Below are 13,775 nucleotides of genomic sequence, written 5' to 3'. Positions count from 1 at the left end.
GCCTGCTTTTGTCCACCGGTTTGGGGGAGTTGGGCCACCGATTGCGGCAGTTTTTTATGGGTCCCTCGGTCAAGTCCGGATCAATGAACTTGACCATGGTCTGAAAGTGAATTTTTCAGGTACGACTTATTACTCCTGGGATGCCGTTTTGGCACCAACCAATGTGCCAACACCACTGATTGAGTCCTTGGCATTGGATTTTCAAAAAATCATGGCCATGCCGGAATACCGCGCATTCAGAGGAGAGCGTGGTTTGGCAGCGTTGAATTTGTCGGAGCGGGATTTTTCGCGATTCGTTGCTCAGCAGAGAAAAGTGTGGGAGCAGGCGGTCGAGTTCTTCAACATCAATGCGGAAGAAGCCTTCAGCGGGTGAGCATGGGCTCAAGGCTTGGACGCGTCCGTGTCCTGCGCATCGAGCCGCTTCAACACGGTCAGTGCTGCTGGAATCAAATCCCCCGCGCCAGCACCGGAAACAGCTTGTGCAGGCCATCCGCCATCACCTCAACCGCCAGTGCGGCCAGGATCAGGCCCATCAGCCGGGTCATGACGTTGATGCCGGTTTTGCCCAAAATTCGGGCAATGGGCGTGGCCAAAGAAAAGCACAGGGCGGTCGCCAGCGCAATCACCACGCCGTAGCCGACCAGGGTGCCGAGTTGGGCGAAGTTCTTGGCTTTTTCGGCATAGATCACCACGGTGGACATGGTGGCCGGGCCGGTCAACAGGGGGATGGTCAGTGGCACCACGGCAATGCTGGCACCGACGGCCGCTTTGGCTTCGGCGTCGTGCACTTCGTCGGCGTTGGCGCGGGATTCAGCGGGTTGGGCGTTGAGCATCGACAGGGCGGACGTGAGCAAGAGCATGCCGCCGCCAACCTGGAAGCTGGCCAGTGAGATGCCAAAGAACTCCAGAATTTGCAGGCCCAGCAAGGCGCTGGCTGCGATCACCACAAAGGCAGAAAAGGACGACACCCAAATCGTTTTCTTGCGTTGTGCCCGACTGAAGCCCTGGGTGTAGTGAATGAAGAAAGGAACAATGGCCAGCGGGTTGACGATGGCCAGCAGGGTGATGAGTGGTTTGAAGTCCATCACCCGATTGTGCTCCGCCTCAGGCTGCCGGCGTGCGCCTTCTGAACATGCCCCAACCTTCCATGTGCAGCACTTTGTCGCCGTGCTGGTTGAACATTTCCCACAGGTTGCGTGTCATGCCCACATCCGGGCGCTTGCCCATGGGTTTGGTCTCCAGCATGGTGCTTTGCAGACGCAAGGTGTCGCCGGGGTACACGGGTTTGAGCCACTTGATGCCTTCCAGGCCCGGTGAGCCCAGGCTGGAGGTTTCGCACAGGAAGTTGGTCACCATCAGCCGCATGGCCATCGAGCAGGTGTGCCAGCCACTGGCCGACAGAGCGCCAAACACCGAGGCCTTGGCCGCTTCGTCGTTCAGGTGAAAAGGTTGGGGGTCAAATTGGGTGGCAAAGGCGATGATTTCTTCTCGGGTGGGCGTGATGGTGCCCAGGTCGCGCACCTGACCGGGGGCGAAGTCTTCCCAGTAATACTTGATCTGTGCCATCAGCGGCCTCCCGAGATGTCCAGAAAGCTCATGGTGGTGTAGCTGGCGCTGTCTGACAAGAGCCAGACAATCCCCTCGGCCACTTCTTGCGCCGTGCCGCCACGTTGGGCGGGCACCAAGTGTTGCAGCTCTTTCACGCGGTTGGGCAGGCCGCCCGAGGCGTGGATCTCGGTTTCGATCAGGCCCGGGCGCACGGCGTTGACACGGATGCCTTCGGCGGCCACCTCTTTGGCCAAGCCGATGGTGAAGGCGTCGATCGCGCCCTTGGCGGCGGCGTAGTCCACGTACTGGCCAGGCGCTCCCAAGCGCGAGGCGGCACTCGACACGTTGACGATGCTGCCGCCTTCGCCGCCGTGTTGTGTGCTCATGCGGCGCACGGCTTCGCGGGCGCAAATCAGGCTGCCGATCACGTTGATGTCGAACATGCGCTTCCAGCGGGCCACGCTCATTTCGTCGACGCGGGCTTTGACGTCGACCACGCCTGCGTTGTTGACAAGACCGGTCAGGCGGCCGAATTTGGCGTCGATGTGCTCAAACATGCGCAGCACTTGGTCTTCTTCGGCCACGTCGGCTTGCACCGACATGGCTTGACCGCCCATGGCGCGGATCTGGCGCACCACTTCGTCGGCGGCCAGTGAGTTGGCGGTGTAGTTCACGGCCACTGACCAACCATTTTGGGCTGCCAAAAGGGCGGTGGCGGCCCCGATACCCCGGCTGCCGCCCGTCACCAACAAGACCTTGTTCATCGTGTGTCTCCTGCAAAAATGGTTTGTTGCGGTTACAACCGCATCTGCAAAGATTACACAACACACAAGGAGACAGCATGGGTCGCACAGTGGACTATTACCTCGCCCCCCAAAGCCCCTGGGCTTATTTGGGCCACCAACGCCTGGCCGACATCGTGCAGCGCACAGGCGCAAACTTGCGGGTGATGCCCATTGATCTTGGCGGAAAAGTTTTCCCGATTTCGGGCGGCTTGCCTTTGGGGCAACGTGCGCCGCAGCGACAAGCCTACCGTTTGGTGGAGTTGCAGCGTTTTAGCCAGCACCTGAATGTGCCCTTGAACCTCAAGCCCAGGTATTTTCCTGTGGGTGGCGACGACTCGGCCCGGCTGATCATTGCCGCCGATCTGGCACAAGGCTCACAAGCCGCCATGAAGATCGCAGGCGCGATTTTGGCGGCTTGCTGGGCGCAAGAGCGCAACATGGCCGACGACAAGGTGTTGGCAGAACTGCTTGTTGAGCAGGGTTTGCCGGAGCAGCTGATGGAGGCTTCGCGCAGCCAAGCAGTGCAAGAGCGCTATGAAAGCTACACCCAAACGGCCATTGATGTGGGGGTGTTTGGCGCCCCCAGTTATGTGGTCGATGGCGAAATTTTTTGGGGCCAGGACCGACTTGACTTCGTCGAGCGTGCGCTGGCCCGTTGAGCGCAGCTTGAATTGAAAGGAAAACACATGGGAACGATGATTGAACTGCAAACCGCAGACGGCACTGTGGTGCCTGCCTACGAGGCCCGGCCTGTTGGCACGCCCAAGGGGGCGGTGGTGGTGATTCAGGAAATTTTTGGCGTGAACAGCCACATCCGCGCCGTGGCCGATGGCTATGCGGCCGAGGGTTACCTGGCCGTTGCGCCTGCAGCTTTTCACCGCGTCAAACCCGGGGTGGAGTTGGGCTACACCGATGCCGACATGGGCGAGGGCTTTGGCTACAAAACGGCGGCGGAGGCCTTGCCTGCGCCCGGTGTGATGCAAGACATTCAAGCCGCGATTGACCACGCGGCCCAGGCCTCAGGCGGCAAGGTGGGCATCGTGGGTTATTGCTGGGGCGGCTTGCTGACCTGGCGTGCGGCCTGCACCTTGTCCGGCCTGAGCGCGGCGGCACCTTATTACGGCGGCGGTGTGACCACAGAGGCCGAAACCGCCCGCCAGCCTCGCGTGCCGGTCATGGCGCACTTTGCTGACGAGGACAAGTGGATTCCATTGGACACGGTTGAGACCTTTAAAAAGGCTCATCCTTCAGTTCAGGTGTTCACCTATGCCGCACACCACGGCTTCAACTGTGACCAGCGAGGTTCTTGGGATGCGCCCTCGGCCCAGTTGGCGCGCGAGCGCACGTTGGCGTTTTTCAAGCAGCACTTGGGCTGATCTGGCCGCTCAATCGCCAGTCTGCGCCAAGTAGCGCTTGCGCCAGAACACCAGGCCCATGGTCGTGGCAATGGCCCCCATGCCGCCCAGCGTCCACCAAAAGGCGCTGGCAGTGTGCAGCCAGGGCATGAATTCGAAGTTCATGCCGAACACCGCCGCGATCAGGTTCAGCGGCAAAAAAATCGCCGTCAGCGCCGTCAGGGTGCGCATGATGTCGTTGGTGCGGTTGCCTTGGGCGTTGAAGTGCATTTGCACCGCGGTTTCTGTGTTGTGCTCCAAGCGGCGCACATGGTGGACGACCCGGTCAATGTGTTCCAGCACATCGCGGCAGCGCACCCTTAATAGCTCGTGTTCGCGCAGCGCGGCCGGGTCATCGCTCACCACCCAGTCGTCCAGGGTTTCGTTCCAATTGAGCATGGCCGTGTGCTGGTCGTCGCACAGGTCTTCAAGCTGGTGCAGGGCCAATCGCGCTTGAAGCAGGGCGTCCCAGCGGCGAAAACGTGTGCGGGGATGCAGCAGTTCCGCCTGCCAGTGGTCGAGCTGGCGGCTCAGTTCGCGGCGCAGGTCCAGGTAGGCGTCCACCATCTGGTTCACGATGCGCAGCATCATGTCGGCGGGGCTCAAGGGAATGCCGCGTGCCCCGGCCGAGCGGGGGTCGACGTTCAGCGCCTTGTCGCCCGTCGCGTTCAACAGGCGGCTGGCGTAGGCTTCGCGCACGGCGCAGTCGTCGGGGTGCACGCTCAGCAGCACCCGCTCAAACACCACAAAACCCACCGGGCTGGTGTCGATGCGCTGCAAGATGGGCGGGCCGGGCCGTTTGCTTGGGAGGTGTGCAAACGAGGTTTCGCTGTGCCGGGGTGCAGTGCCCGTTTGCTGCGCCAATCGGCGAAACACCAGCAGGTCGTAGTGCGAGGTGAAGTCGTAGCGCGAAGGCAGTTGGCCGTTGAGCAAGTCCGAGACATGCAGGTCCACCAAGCTTTGGCCTGTCAGCTGCCGCAGGCTGGCCTGAATGGCGGGTAGGTGCTGCTCAAAATGCGATCGGGAAAAAGCCAACCAAAGAAAGCCTTGCTCGGGGATGGCCTGGGGCAAGGCGGTCTCAGAGCCCTGCGAAGGCCAGGCCTGCACCTGGCTGCCCTGGATGCCGAACACCCGTACACCGGGCACTTCGGCAGGGCTCTGGGCGTCTTTCAATGGGCGGCGATCCAGCGTGCAGCGTCGCGGGCAAAGTAAGTCAGCACGCCATCGGCACCCGCCCGCTTGAAGGCCAGCAGGCTTTCCATCATGACCAAATCGTGGTCCAGCCAGCCGTTTTGCGCAGCGGCCTTCATCATTGCGTACTCGCCCGACACTTGGTAGGCGAAGGTGGGCACCTTGAACTCGTCTTTCACGCGGCGCACGATGTCCAGATAAGGCATGCCGGGCTTGACCATGACCATGTCGGCCCCTTCGGCCAGGTCCATGGCGACTTCGCGCAGGGCTTCGTCGGTGTTGCCGGGGTCCATTTGGTAGACCTTTTTGTTGCTCTTGCCCAGGTTGCTGGCCGAGCCGACCGCGTCGCGGAAGGGGCCATAAAAGGCGCTGGCGTATTTGGCGCTGTAGGCCATGATGCGCGTGTGGATCAGGCCACGCGCTTCGAGCGCCTGGCGGATCGCCCCGATGCGCCCGTCCATCATGTCGCTGGGCGCGACCATGTCCACGCCCGCTTCGGCTTGGGTCAGGGCTTGCTGCACCAGCACGGCCGTGGTTTCGTCGTTCAGGATGTAGCCGGTCTCGTCGAGCAGGCCGTCCTGGCCGTGACTGGTGAAGGGGTCGAGCGCCACATCGGTCATCACGCCCAATTCGGGAAAACGTTTTTTCAGCTCACGCACCACGCGCGGCACCAGGCCGTCGGGGTTCATGGCTTCGCTGCCCGTCGGGTCCTTCAAGCTGGCGTCGATCACTGGGAACAGCGCCATCACCGGGATGCCCAGCTTGACACAGTCTTCGGCCACCGGCAGCAGCAGGTCAAGCGACAAGCGCTCCACGCCGGGCATGGAGCCGACTTGCTGGCGCTGGTTTTGCCCGTCCAGCACAAAGACCGGGTAGATCAGGTCGTGCGCTGTGACCCGGTGCTCACGCACCAGGTTGCGGGTGAATTCGTCACGGCGCAAGCGGCGTGGGCGGCTGGAGGGGAAGGGGGCGACGGGGTTCATAAGGAAAATTGTGCCTGAAGTCGCACCAAACACCAAAAACACAAGCGGGTGCTCCGTCTCCCTTGAGATAGGTGACGCTCTGAATGATTGAGTGTGTCAAAAATGTCATGAACAACAAATTTTTTCTTGTTATTGGTTTTGATATTTGATAAATTCAATGTGGGCAGCATGCTGCCTCCCGCTTTTCCTCCCTGAGCGGGCGCCTTGATGTGTGACAGCAAAAAGGCTTCCCACCCTCGGCCATGGCCGGGGGTTTTTTTTGACCAAACCCGTCGGCATCTCCCCCGGACCCGTGAAGTGCTGACTACACTTGTCACATGCTCTGGATCAAAGCCTTACACATCGTCTTCATCGCCAGCTGGTTTGCGGGCTTGTTTTATTTGCCACGCATTTACGTCAATTTGGCCATGGTGGCGCCCGACTCGCTGGCGGAGCGAGCGCGTTTGCTTTTGATGGCCCAAAAGCTCTATCGCTTCATGACCATTTTGGCCATTCCTGCATTGGCGCTGGGTTTATGGTTGTGGCTGGTGGTTGGGATCGGGCGTGGTTCCGGGCAGGGCTGGATGCATGTAAAACTTGCGGTGGTGCTGCTTTTGATCGGTTACCACCACAGTTGTGGGGTGTTGCTGCGCAAATTCAAAAATGGTCAGACACCGCATGGCCACGTCTGGTTTCGCTGGTTCAATGAGGCCCCTGTTTTGATGATGTTGGTGGCCGTCATTTTGGTGGTGGTCAAGCCTTTTTAAGGGCTTGACCCAGCGCAATCCGCCATGCGCAAGACCGCCGCTTGGCCTTTGATGTGGATCTATGCGGTCCTGATTGTTTATGCCAGCCTTTACCCATTTGACAACTGGCGTTTTCAAGGCATCGCCCCTTGGCATTTTTTGACGGCACCTTGGCCTAAATATTGGACGGGCTTTGATGTGCTGTCGAACCTTCTGGGCTATGCGCCTTTGGGGTTTTTAATGGCCTTGGCCTTGCATCGGTCGCATCGGGGATGGCCAGCCGTTGTCTTGACCACGATCGCTGCAGGCGTGCTTTCCTTGTGCATGGAGTCTTTGCAAACCCTTTTGCCTGTGCGGGTACCCTCGAATGTCGATCTGAGTTTGAATGTGTTGGGGGCTTGGTTGGGCGCTTTGACATCGCGTGGACTGGCTTGGGTCGGCTTGATCGCGAGATGGCATCGTTTTCGGCATCGCTGGTTTGTGCCGGATGCCAGTGGTGCACTGGCTTTGTTGGCCTTGTGGCCCTTGGCCCTTTTGTTCCCAGCCCCCGTGCCTTTTGGTTTGGGGCAGGTCCTCGAAAGACTGGAGACGGCCTTGGTCGAGGTTTTGCAAGATACGCCTTGGTTGGAGTGGTGGCCTCTTCGAGAGGTGGAGTTGGAGCCTTTGCTTCCCATGACAGAGGTCTTGTGTGTGGCATTGGGTTTGTGTTTGCCTTGTTTGCTCATGTACGGCGTTGTGCGCCGTTGGCAGCAACGACTGGTCCTGGCGGTTTTATGCTTGCTGATGGGCTTGATGGCCAGCGCCCTTTCGGCTGCATTGACCTATGGTCCAGCACATGCTTGGGGTTGGGTCAGTCCCGAGGTGTTGATCGGTGTCTTGTTGGCTGTGCTTTTGGCCAGTGCTGTGTTGTGGAGTTCAGCGCGTTTTTGCTGGTCTGTGGCTTTGGCTGCCTTGTTGTTGCAGCTGAGTTTGCTCAACGATGCCTCGGCAGACGTTTACTTTGCGATGACCTTGCAGACTTGGGAGCAGGGGCGATTTATCCGTTTTCATGGACTGATTCAGTGGTTGGGTTGGTTGTGGCCTTATGCATTACTGGCCTATTTGGTCGAGGGCTTGACCCGTGAGCGCCCTTTGGGTCGCACGTGAAAGCGCTGGGGCCTAGAATCAAATCATGAGCAACGAAAACCAACCTCAGCCGTACTTCCAACGCCACATTTTCTTTTGCTTGAATGAGCGGAAAAACAATGAGGCATGTTGTGCGCAACAGAACGCCCAAGCGGCTTTTGATCACTGCAAGTCCCGTGTCAAATCCTTGGGGCTGGCGGGCCCCGGACAGGTCCGCGTCAACAAGGCGGGGTGCCTTGACCGCTGCGCAGCGGGTCCCGTAGCCGTGGTGTATCCAGAAGGCGTTTGGTACACCTATGTGGACAACGATGACATTGATGAAATCGTGGATTCCCACCTCAAAAATGGCCAAGTGGTCGAACGCTTGGTGTCCCCGGAACATTTGGGGCGTTGATGAATTCGGCAACTCAGAACCTCACCTTGGAGGGCGAGGTGGGTGTGATCGAGGCTTTGCTGGATGTGCCTGCGGGTCTGCAAGCGCGGGGAACGGCCGTGATTGCCCATCCCCATCCTTTGTTTGGCGGCACCATGCACAACAAGGTGGTGCAAACACTGGCCAGGGCATTTGTTCAGTGTGGTTGGCAAGCTGTTCGTTTCAATTTTCGCGGTGTGGGAGCCAGTGCGGGTCAATACGATGAGGGCCGAGGAGAAGCCTTGGACATGGTGCGCGTGATCGCCCAAACCGCGGCATCAGGGCCGCTGGCTTTGGCTGGTTTTTCTTTTGGGGCATTTGTCACCAGCCATGTGGTGAACATGCTGGGCACGGAGCGAGCGCCAGAAAAACTGGTGTTGGTGGGGACGGCCGCATCGCGTTTCGATGTGGCACCTGTCCCACAGGAACTTCACGCACGAACCTTGGTGCTTCACGGCGAGCAAGACGATACGGTTTCATTGCAAAGCGTCATGGATTGGGCCAGGCCTCAATCCTTGCCCATCACGGTGATTCCCGGTGTGTCGCATTTCTTTCACGGACAATTGCCGCTGCTCAAAACCTTGGTCGTCGGGCATGTGCAAGCCTGAGTAGTTAAAAGAGTTATGAAAAATTTGATGAAAATTTGTGTGGGCATTTGCTTGCTTGCCGCCGTATTGCATGTCAAAGCCCAAATGCCTCAACCCCCCGAAATGGCGGTCAAGGCTTACTTGTTGATGGATGTGACGGCCAACCAAGTGTTGGCCGCCAAAGACCCCGATATGAGTGTGGAGCCCGCATCATTGACCAAATTGATGACGGCTTACTTGGTGTTTGATGCCTTAAAAAGTAAAAAAATAAATCTCAAGCAGACCCTCCCGGTGTCAGAACGCGCTTGGAAAATGCCCGGATCTCGGATGTTCATTGATCCGAAAATGCAGGTTCCTGTCGAGGATTTGATCAAAGGCATGATCGTTCAGTCGGGCAACGATGCCACCGTGGCCTTGGCCGAAGGGGTCGCGGGTACGGTAGACCGCTTTGTGCAATTGATGAACGATCAAGCTGCGGTATTGGGCATGAAAAACACGGTGTATAAAAATCCTGAAGGCCTCACGGCTGCGGGGCACACCACCTCTGCGCGTGACTTGGCCACCTTGGCGACACGTTTGATGCGTGATTTTCCCGAATACATCACTTATTACGCTACCAAAAAATACCGATATGCGGGCACGCCTGCCGCCAATGACTCGAATCGAAACTTGCTTCTGTTTCGAGATCCGACGGTGGATGGGTTGAAAACCGGACACACACAAGCAGCAGGTTACTGTCTTGTGGCATCGGCAAAACGTGACTTTCCCAATGTGGGCTCTCGTCGTTTGATCAGCGTTGTTTTGGGTGCTGACAGTGAAAATGCCCGCGCCAACGAAAGCCAAAAATTGCTGAACTGGGGCTATGCAGCATTTGATGCCGTCAAGTTGTTTGATGCCAACCAAGCGGTGGTCACACCTGCGGTTTGGAAAGGTCAATCTCCGGTGCTCAAGCTGGGATCGGCCCAGCCCTTGGTGGTGGCGGTGCCAGCCGGGAGTGCCAGTCAACTCAAAACCCAAGTCGTGCGCCCAGACCCCTTGGTGGCACCTTTTACAAAAGGGCAAGTTGTGGGCAGTTTGAAAATTCTCCAATCTGACAGACCCTTGTTCGAAGTGCCTTTGGTTGCCCTGGAATCTGTTGAGCAATCAGGTGTTTTGGGCCGTGCATGGGATGCTCTTCGACTTTGGATCAAGTGAATTCGGAGTTTCGCAAGCCCAGCAGCTGTGGATAACTTGCCATCAGCCCGCCAGGGGGTTATACTGGCGGGCTTTTCCGCTTTTGGGGCGGGGAAGTTTCTTTTGTCTAAATTCAACGTTTAGGGACGTTACAAACAATGCCAACCATCAATCAATTGGTGCGTCAGGGGCGCGAGGTCGAAACGATCAAGTCCAAAAGCCCTGCGATGCAAAACTCTCCACAGCGTCGTGGTGTCTGCACCCGTGTGTACACCACAACGCCTAAAAAGCCTAACTCCGCTCTGCGTAAAGTTGCCAAAGTGCGCTTGACCAACGGTTTTGAGGTCATCTCCTACATCGGCGGTGAAGGCCACAACCTGCAAGAACACTCGGTGGTTCTGGTGCGCGGTGGTCGTGTCAAGGATTTGCCAGGTGTGCGTTACCACATCGTCCGCGGTTCTTTGGACTTGCAAGGCGTGAAAGACCGCAAGCAGTCTCGCTCCAAGTACGGCGCGAAGAAGCCAAAGGCCAAGTAAGCCCTTTCGGGTTGAAATTTTTCGGTGCTGTTTCCCGCGTGGCGCGGTGAATCAGCGAAGTGACCCGAAGCCCGGAATTGTCCTGGTGGGTCGAGTAAGTGAGTGTTTTGAATAACGCTCGCGGTGTCTGAAAAGACGCCAACTGAAGCAATATGAGGTGAAATATGCCACGTCGTCGCGAAGTCCCTAAACGTGAAATCCTGCCGGATCCCAAGTTCGGCAATGTCGAGTTGTCCAAGTTCATGAACGTGATCATGGAAGGCGGCAAAAAAGCGGTTGCTGAGCGCATCATTTATGGTGCCTTGGAAACCATGGAAAAGAAAACTGGCAAAGACCCTGTCGAGCTGTTCTCCATCGCCATCAACAACGTCAAGCCCATGGTGGAAGTCAAATCCCGCCGCGTGGGTGGTGCGAACTACCAGGTGCCTGTTGAAGTGCGCCCTGTTCGTCGCTTGGCCCTGTCGATGCGCTGGATCAAAGAAGCCGCACGCAAGCGCGGTGAGAAGTCGATGGCCCTGCGTTTGGCCAACGAATTGCTCGAGGCCAACGAAGGCCGTGGTGGTGCCATGAAAAAGCGTGACGAAGTTCACCGCATGGCCGAAGCCAACAAGGCGTTCTCGCACTTCCGCTTCTGATTCACAAGGGTTTCACAAAGAAGCCCGACACTGTCAGAAGCCAGCCCGCTGGCCCCAAAAGGGGTGGCGGGCTTTGGTACTTAATCATTGGAGAAATATATGGCTCGCATCACCCCCATCGAGCGTTATCGCAACATCGGTATTTCGGCGCACATTGACGCCGGCAAAACCACCACGACCGAACGTATTTTGTTTTACACCGGCGTGAACCACAAAATTGGTGAAGTGCACGACGGCGCTGCCACCATGGACTGGATGGAGCAAGAGCAAGAGCGTGGCATCACGATCACATCGGCTGCCACCACCTGCTTCTGGAAGGGCATGGACGGCTCTTTCGAAGACCACCGCATCAACATCATCGACACCCCCGGCCACGTTGACTTCACCATCGAAGTTGAGCGTTCCATGCGTGTTTTGGACGGTGCTTGCATGGTTTATTGCGCTGTGGGCGGCGTGCAGCCCCAGTCTGAAACCGTGTGGCGTCAGGCCAACAAATACAAGGTGCCACGTTTGGCCTTTGTGAACAAGATGGACCGTACTGGTGCCAACTTTTTCAAAGTTGTGGATCAAATGAAGTTGCGCCTGAAGGCCAACCCCGTGCCAATCGTCATTCCAATCGGCGCTGAAGAAAACTTCACCGGCGTGGTTGACCTGCGCAAGATGAAAGCCATCATTTGGGATGAAGCTTCCCAGGGCATGAAGTTCACCTTCGAAGAAATTCCTGCTGACTTGGTTGAAGTGGCCAAAGAGTGGCGCGAAAAGATGGTCGAAGCGGCTGCTGAAGCCTCTGAAGAGCTGATGAACAAGTACCTCGAAGAAGGCGACTTGAGCGAAGAAGAAATCACGCAAGGCTTGCGCGTTCGCACGATCAACAGCGAAATCCAGCCCATGCTGTGCGGCACAGCCTTCAAGAACAAAGGCGTTCAGCGCATGCTGGATGCCGTCTTGGAACTGATGCCTTCGCCTTTGGACGTGAAAGCCATCAAGGGTTTTGACGAAGACGAGCAAGAAATCATCCGCAAGGCCGACGACAACGAAAAGTTCTCGGCTTTGGCATTCAAGTTGATGACCGACCCCTTTGTGGGCCAGTTGACTTTTGTGCGTGTGTATTCTGGCGTGCTGAAAAAAGGCGACACCGTGTTCAACTCGGTGCGCGGCAAGAAAGAACGCATTGGCCGTATCGTTCAGATGCACGCCAACAACCGTGAAGAAGTCGACGAGATCCGTGCGGGCGACATCGCCGCTTGTGTGGGCTTGAAAGACGTGACCACAGGCGAAACCTTGTGCGATCCCAACGCCGTGATCACCTTGGAGCGCATGGTGTTCCCTGACTCCGTGATCCGCCAAGCTGTTGAGCCTAAGACCAAAGCCGACCAAGAAAAAATGGGCATCGCTTTGTCACGTTTGGCTGCTGAAGATCCATCTTTCCGCGTGCAAACCGACGAAGAGTCTGGCCAGACCATCATTGGTGGTCAGGGCGAATTGCACCTGGAAATCATCGTGGACCGCATGAAGCGTGAATTCGGTGTGGAAGCCAACGTGGGCAAGCCTCAAGTGGCGTACCGCGAAACCATCCGCAAGACCGTCGAAGAAGCCGAAGGCAAGTTCGTGCGTCAGTCCGGTGGTAAGGGTCAATACGGCCACGTGGTTCTGAAGGTCGAGCCTCAGGAACCAGGCAAGGGCTTTGAATTCGTGGACGCCATCAAGGGCGGTGTGGTTCCGCGCGAATACATCCCTGCGGTCGAAAAAGGCGTGATCGAAGCTTTGGGTCAAGGCGTGTTGGCCGGCTACCCCGTGGTGGACGTCAAAGTCACTCTGCACTTCGGTTCGTACCACGATGTGGACTCGAACGAAATGGCCTTCAAGATGGCCGCCATCTTTGGTTTCAAAGAAGGTTGCCGCAAAGCCCAGCCCGTGATTCTGGAGCCCATGATGGCTGTGGAAGTCGAGACACCTGAAGACTACGCCGGTAACGTGATGGGCGACTTGTCCTCACGCCGTGGCATGGTCCAAGGTATGGACGACATGGTCGGTGGTGGCAAAGCCATCAAGGCCGAAGTGCCTTTGTCCGAAATGTTCGGTTACTCGACCACACTGCGCTCGATGTCGCAAGGTCGTGCCACCTACACCATGGAATTCAAGCACTACTCTGAAGCGCCTCGCAACGTGGCTGAAGCCATTGTGGCTTCAAGAGCAAAGTAATCACAAGTGTGCCGGACCCAATTCGCCTGCGAATTTGCTCGGGCACCTCTGACTAAAGCCAAGCGAAAAGCAAGCCAAAGTCAGAGCTGAAATTTCAGAAACTGTCTGCGATCAAGTGCCATTCTGTGCCCGTGCGGAGTGATCAAGCAACCTGATGCAAACATTAAACCAACACACGGGCATTGCTCTTTTTAAGGATTGAAAAATGGCTAAAGAAAAATTCGAACGGACCAAACCCCACGTCAACGTGGGCACCATCGGTCACGTTGACCACGGCAAAACCACCCTGACTGCCGCCATCACCACCGTGTTGGCTGCCAAGTTCGGCGGTGCCGCCAAAGCGTACGACCAAATCGACGCGGCTCCCGAAGAGAAGGCTCGTGGTATCACGATCAACACCGCTCACGTTGAGTACGAAACAGAAAACCGTCACTACGCCCACGTGGACTGCCCTGGCCACGCTGACTATGTGAAGAACA

At 57.4% G+C, this 13,775-nt stretch carries 16 protein-coding genes and 1 pseudogene; 12 read left to right on the top strand and 5 right to left on the bottom strand.

What is annotated here, in order from left to right; all coding sequences use genetic code 11:
* A pseudogene (locus tag B9Z48_RS21175) lies at positions 1-373 on the top strand (tripartite tricarboxylate transporter substrate-binding protein); the annotation flags it as partial.
* 73 nt (positions 374-446) lie between these two features.
* Here B9Z48_RS21175 and B9Z48_RS21170 read toward each other — a convergent pair.
* From B9Z48_RS21170 to B9Z48_RS21160, 3 genes are read right to left on the bottom strand one after another with little or no spacing between them, the layout of a single operon-like run.
* Entirely contained in the window at positions 447-1,085 is a 639-nt protein-coding gene (locus tag B9Z48_RS21170) for a MarC family protein (protein ID WP_089952321.1), read from the bottom strand.
* A 19-nt stretch (positions 1,086-1,104) separates the two neighbouring features.
* Entirely contained in the window at positions 1,105-1,566 is a 462-nt protein-coding gene (locus tag B9Z48_RS21165) for a MaoC family dehydratase (protein ID WP_108380570.1), read from the bottom strand.
* On the bottom strand, positions 1,566-2,312 hold the full coding sequence (locus tag B9Z48_RS21160; protein WP_108380569.1) for an SDR family oxidoreductase: 747 nt from the start codon (positions 2,310-2,312) through the stop codon (positions 1,566-1,568). Before B9Z48_RS21160 ends, B9Z48_RS21165 begins: the two co-directional genes overlap by 1 nt.
* A gap of 77 nt (positions 2,313-2,389) precedes the next feature.
* On the opposite strand from B9Z48_RS21160, the gene B9Z48_RS21155 reads away from it, so the two are divergent.
* Both B9Z48_RS21155 and B9Z48_RS21150 read left to right on the top strand, forming a co-directional pair.
* Complete coding sequence (locus tag B9Z48_RS21155) at positions 2,390-2,992, top strand: 2-hydroxychromene-2-carboxylate isomerase (protein ID WP_089952315.1); 603 nt, start codon at positions 2,390-2,392, stop codon at positions 2,990-2,992.
* A 27-nt stretch (positions 2,993-3,019) separates the two neighbouring features.
* Positions 3,020-3,709: a dienelactone hydrolase family protein gene (locus B9Z48_RS21150; RefSeq protein WP_108380568.1), complete on the top strand. Its 690-nt coding sequence runs from the start codon at positions 3,020-3,022 to the stop codon at positions 3,707-3,709.
* 9 nt (positions 3,710-3,718) lie between these two features.
* Here B9Z48_RS21150 and B9Z48_RS21145 read toward each other — a convergent pair whose 3' ends face one another.
* Positions 3,719-4,834: a magnesium transporter CorA family protein gene (locus tag B9Z48_RS21145; protein WP_233261217.1), complete on the bottom strand. Its 1,116-nt coding sequence runs from the start codon at positions 4,832-4,834 to the stop codon at positions 3,719-3,721.
* Positions 4,835-4,896: 62 nt separating this feature from the next.
* Positions 4,897-5,901, bottom strand: a complete 1,005-nt coding sequence (hemB, locus tag B9Z48_RS21140) for a porphobilinogen synthase (RefSeq protein ID WP_089952310.1) — start codon at positions 5,899-5,901, stop codon at positions 4,897-4,899.
* A 317-nt stretch (positions 5,902-6,218) separates the two neighbouring features.
* On the opposite strand from hemB, the gene B9Z48_RS21135 reads away from it, so the two are divergent.
* The 9 genes from B9Z48_RS21135 to B9Z48_RS21095 form a co-directional block, all read left to right on the top strand.
* Positions 6,219-6,647, top strand: a complete 429-nt coding sequence (locus B9Z48_RS21135) for a CopD family protein (RefSeq protein ID WP_089952309.1) — start codon at positions 6,219-6,221, stop codon at positions 6,645-6,647.
* Between the two features lie 24 nt (positions 6,648-6,671).
* Positions 6,672-7,772, top strand: a complete 1,101-nt coding sequence (locus B9Z48_RS21130) for a VanZ family protein (protein WP_089952307.1) — start codon at positions 6,672-6,674, stop codon at positions 7,770-7,772.
* Positions 7,773-7,797: 25 nt separating this feature from the next.
* Positions 7,798-8,145 carry a ferredoxin gene (locus B9Z48_RS21125; RefSeq protein ID WP_089952305.1) on the top strand — a complete coding sequence of 116 codons (348 nt, stop codon included), beginning with the start codon at positions 7,798-7,800 and terminating at the stop codon, positions 8,143-8,145.
* Complete coding sequence (locus B9Z48_RS21120; RefSeq protein ID WP_089952303.1) at positions 8,145-8,771, top strand: alpha/beta hydrolase; 627 nt, start codon at positions 8,145-8,147, stop codon at positions 8,769-8,771. The genes B9Z48_RS21125 and B9Z48_RS21120 overlap by 1 nt, the downstream gene beginning before the upstream one ends.
* A 27-nt stretch (positions 8,772-8,798) precedes the next feature.
* Positions 8,799-9,944 carry a D-alanyl-D-alanine carboxypeptidase family protein gene (locus B9Z48_RS21115; protein WP_228769044.1) on the top strand — a complete coding sequence of 382 codons (1,146 nt, stop codon included), beginning with the start codon at positions 8,799-8,801 and terminating at the stop codon, positions 9,942-9,944.
* A gap of 137 nt (positions 9,945-10,081) precedes the next feature.
* Positions 10,082-10,459, top strand: a complete 378-nt coding sequence (gene rpsL / locus B9Z48_RS21110) for a 30S ribosomal protein S12 (protein ID WP_011466063.1) — start codon at positions 10,082-10,084, stop codon at positions 10,457-10,459.
* A 164-nt stretch (positions 10,460-10,623) separates the two neighbouring features.
* A complete protein-coding gene (rpsG, locus tag B9Z48_RS21105; RefSeq protein WP_062406807.1) occupies positions 10,624-11,094 on the top strand; it encodes a 30S ribosomal protein S7 in 471 nt (156 codons plus the stop codon).
* A 99-nt stretch (positions 11,095-11,193) separates the two neighbouring features.
* Positions 11,194-13,296, top strand: coding sequence for an elongation factor G (fusA, locus tag B9Z48_RS21100; RefSeq protein WP_089952299.1), 2,103 nt, complete (start codon positions 11,194-11,196; stop codon positions 13,294-13,296).
* Positions 13,297-13,501: 205 nt separating this feature from the next.
* Positions 13,502-13,775, top strand: a 274-nt coding sequence (locus B9Z48_RS21095) for a GTP-binding protein (RefSeq protein ID WP_233261118.1), incomplete at its 3' end; no start/stop codon positions are given.

The sequence above is a fragment of the Limnohabitans sp. WS1 genome (assembly GCF_003063265.1).
GTDB lineage: Bacteria > Pseudomonadota > Gammaproteobacteria > Burkholderiales > Burkholderiaceae_C > Limnohabitans_A.
Note: the sequence above shows the minus strand (reverse complement) of the source record. Positions and strands in the feature narration are given on the sequence as shown.

Bases quoted from the DNA above. Each gene is read 5' to 3' on its own strand.
- B9Z48_RS21115 (WP_228769044.1), top strand. From the start codon at position 8,799: ATGAAAATTTGTGTGGGCATTTGCTTGCTTGCCGCCGTATTGCATGTC.
- B9Z48_RS21125 (WP_089952305.1), top strand. From the start codon at position 7,798: ATGAGCAACGAAAACCAACCTCAGCCGTACTTCCAACGCCACATTTTC.
- B9Z48_RS21135 (WP_089952309.1), top strand. From the start codon at position 6,219: ATGCTCTGGATCAAAGCCTTACACATCGTCTTCATCGCCAGCTGGTTT.
- B9Z48_RS21165 (WP_108380570.1), bottom strand. From the start codon at position 1,566: ATGGCACAGATCAAGTATTACTGGGAAGACTTCGCCCCCGGTCAGGTG.
- hemB (WP_089952310.1), bottom strand. From the start codon at position 5,901: ATGAACCCCGTCGCCCCCTTCCCCTCCAGCCGCCCACGCCGCTTGCGC.
- B9Z48_RS21130 (WP_089952307.1), top strand. From the start codon at position 6,672: ATGCGCAAGACCGCCGCTTGGCCTTTGATGTGGATCTATGCGGTCCTG.
- B9Z48_RS21155 (WP_089952315.1), top strand. From the start codon at position 2,390: ATGGGTCGCACAGTGGACTATTACCTCGCCCCCCAAAGCCCCTGGGCT.
- B9Z48_RS21120 (WP_089952303.1), top strand. From the start codon at position 8,145: ATGAATTCGGCAACTCAGAACCTCACCTTGGAGGGCGAGGTGGGTGTG.
- rpsG (WP_062406807.1), top strand. From the start codon at position 10,624: ATGCCACGTCGTCGCGAAGTCCCTAAACGTGAAATCCTGCCGGATCCC.
- rpsL (WP_011466063.1), top strand. From the start codon at position 10,082: ATGCCAACCATCAATCAATTGGTGCGTCAGGGGCGCGAGGTCGAAACG.
- fusA (WP_089952299.1), top strand. From the start codon at position 11,194: ATGGCTCGCATCACCCCCATCGAGCGTTATCGCAACATCGGTATTTCG.
- B9Z48_RS21170 (WP_089952321.1), bottom strand. From the start codon at position 1,085: ATGGACTTCAAACCACTCATCACCCTGCTGGCCATCGTCAACCCGCTG.
- B9Z48_RS21150 (WP_108380568.1), top strand. From the start codon at position 3,020: ATGGGAACGATGATTGAACTGCAAACCGCAGACGGCACTGTGGTGCCT.
- B9Z48_RS21160 (WP_108380569.1), bottom strand. From the start codon at position 2,312: ATGAACAAGGTCTTGTTGGTGACGGGCGGCAGCCGGGGTATCGGGGCC.